Annotated in this window: 3 protein-coding genes; all 3 read right to left on the bottom strand. The window is 68.8% G+C overall.

Annotation, left to right across the window (positions count from 1 at the left end):
• Positions 1-1,074, bottom strand: a 1,074-nt coding sequence (locus tag VFG33_RS19805) for a hypothetical protein (protein ID WP_325054394.1), incomplete at its 3' end; no start/stop codon positions are given.
• Positions 1,071-1,616, bottom strand: coding sequence for a DUF4365 domain-containing protein (locus VFG33_RS19800; RefSeq protein ID WP_325054393.1), 546 nt, complete (start codon positions 1,614-1,616; stop codon positions 1,071-1,073). The genes VFG33_RS19805 and VFG33_RS19800, both read right to left, overlap by 4 nt.
• A 159-nt stretch (positions 1,617-1,775) precedes the next feature.
• Positions 1,776-2,257: GNAT family N-acetyltransferase (locus VFG33_RS19795; protein WP_325054392.1), on the bottom strand; the 482-nt coding region annotated here is incomplete at its 5' end.

The raw sequence follows: 2,257 nt of genomic DNA, 5'->3' as shown, positions 1-2,257 counted from the left end.
GACGACCTGGACGCCGTCTGGATCGGCGAGCAGTCGTTTCGGCCGGGCGTTGGGGTCCCAGTTGCCGGTGACGCGAACGTCGCTGTGGTCGCGATGAGCAGCCAGCGCCACGTCGTACAGGTGGGGGCTGTCCAGGCGAGCCCAGATCGTGCGGCGGACGGGTCGGCGGTCCTCGATGCGCAGGAGGCCGCGGATTCTCACCCGCCAGCGGTCTTCGCCGCCTTCGGTGTCGTGCAGCGCCTCGATCCGGCCGGTGATAGTGGCGGGGCCCGAGAGCTCGGGTGCGACGGCTGCGGCCACCGCCGGTTCCTCCAGCCGCCGGGCACCCGCTTGGATCAGTTCGCCGGCGCCGGCCGGGAAGCGCAGTACCTGGTCGGGCACGTCGGCCGGCAGCCCACGGGCCCAGCGGAATCCGAGTTCGAAGGGATCCTGGAGTTCCGTCCCGGCGAGGGCACTCAACGCCTGGCAGAACTCCGATGACACCGCGGCGTGGTCGAACTCCGCGAGGCTCTCCGCGTTGACTGCCCGACGCACCTCGCGGGTGGCGCCGTGCACCTGGAGCAACACCTGCCGACCCAGCGGACGCCCGCCCTGGGAGGGGTCCAGCGGGATCAGGACGGTCAGAGCGAACTCGTGGGCTGGAGTCGTCCCGATGTGGATCCCGGTCAGCAGTTCGGCCACGGCGTGTTCCGTGCCGAATCGCGGTGAAGCGAGGACGACCGAGGCCGCAGTACGGAACAGGTCGTGCATTCCCTGGAACGCGCCGAGTCCGGAGGGCAGGGAGACGAAGCCGTCCGGTCGTACTGCGGCGGGCGCACGGTAGAAGGCGGTGTCCAGCAAGGGATAGGCGATGTCTCGAGCGATCTCACCCGCCGGGCGGCTCTCGAAGCTTTCCAGCGCACTCAGCAGCTCGCGGAGCCGGGACGCGCTGTCGCCCATCCCGTCCCGCGGTGGAACGAGGACTTCCTCGCTGCCGTTCGACCAGATCGCCGCGCCGTGCCAGGTCTCGGTCGACCGTGCCCATCCCGAGCCGGCCAAGTAGGAACTGACCGCTCCCACACCGATCTCTGTCATTCCGAACCCCTGGTGATCAAGGGCTCGGCGGGTGGGGTCAGCGGTGCCGAGTCAGGATCGATCAACTGACGGAGCGAGGTGACTGTGAGGACGTTCGCGGTCGGGACGTTCACCCTGACCCGTCTGTCGGTCCGCGGTTCGTCGAAAGGTGCCCGGTCGGCAAGTGAGACGTAGTACCCGACGTCTCTGAGGAGCAGGCCGGCCGTGTTCAGAGCGGCGTACTGGTCGGCCCTGGTCGGGACGATCACCAGGAAGAGGAACCGCGGTACGGAGAAGTCGGTGCCGGCGAGTTTGCTGAACTGCGACTGGTTCAGCCCGTCGAAATCGAAGGCCGCGGCGCGACGTTTCGGCCGCGAAGTGGTCTTGACCTGCACATCGATCCGCGGTGACCAACCGAAGCGCGAGCGGCCGGGTTTCTTGATGCAGAAGTCGACACCGTCGACGTCGACGTCATCCTGGGAGACCAGTAGACCGGCGGCCGAAGCCAGCACCCGGATGTAGTCCTCACCGAATTTGCCCTGGTGAATCTGCGCGTCAAGCATCCAACCCCCGGGATCGGCCCATTCCCCCGCGATCCTCTGTGCCACTGACCCTAGGGGCCGGACCGACACTTGTCAGCCGGAAGGTGTTTCGCCTGAGCGGGTCTTACGTCCGAATAGCCGTGGGGCCTGCCCCACACTTCTTCGGACGTAACGGGGACGTCAGCGGGTGAGGAGGGCTTCGGAGCCGGTGGGGGTGTAGCCGGCGGCCAGGAAGGCGCGGAAGGAGGCGGCGTTGCCGGGGGTTACCTGGGCCCACAGGTGGGTGTCGGGCGGGATGAGGGCTCGGGCTGCGCGGGCGAGGCGGCGGCCGTGGCCTCTGCCTTGGGATTCTGGCGGGACTTCGATGGCGCATTCGCGGCGACCGGCGAGCCCGAGGCCCGTGAGCACCACACCGCCCGACGGATCGGCGTACGCGTGCACGTCGTCGCGGTGGTGCAGGGCGCGGAGTACGCGGGGGTGGTTGTGGTCGGTGAGTTCGGTGAGGCCTTCGGTGGCGGCGAGGCGTTCGGCCGGGTCCGTCAGGGCGGGGGTGAGGAGCATCGCGTCGATGGCGTTCACGCTGCGGCCCGTGAGTTGCTCGAGGGCGAAGAGGAACGGAGGGTTCAATGGCGCGCAGAGGTCACCCGGTGGGAGTTGCTCCG

Origin of the sequence: Kribbella sp. (assembly GCF_035687465.1) — a bacterium.
Lineage (GTDB): Bacteria > Actinomycetota > Actinomycetes > Propionibacteriales > Kribbellaceae > Kribbella.
The sequence above is the reverse complement of the archived record's forward strand: the minus strand, read 5'-3'. Positions and strand labels throughout refer to the sequence as shown.

Bases quoted from the DNA above. Each gene is read 5' to 3' on its own strand.
- VFG33_RS19800 (WP_325054393.1), bottom strand. From the start codon at position 1,616: ATGCTTGACGCGCAGATTCACCAGGGCAAATTCGGTGAGGACTACATC.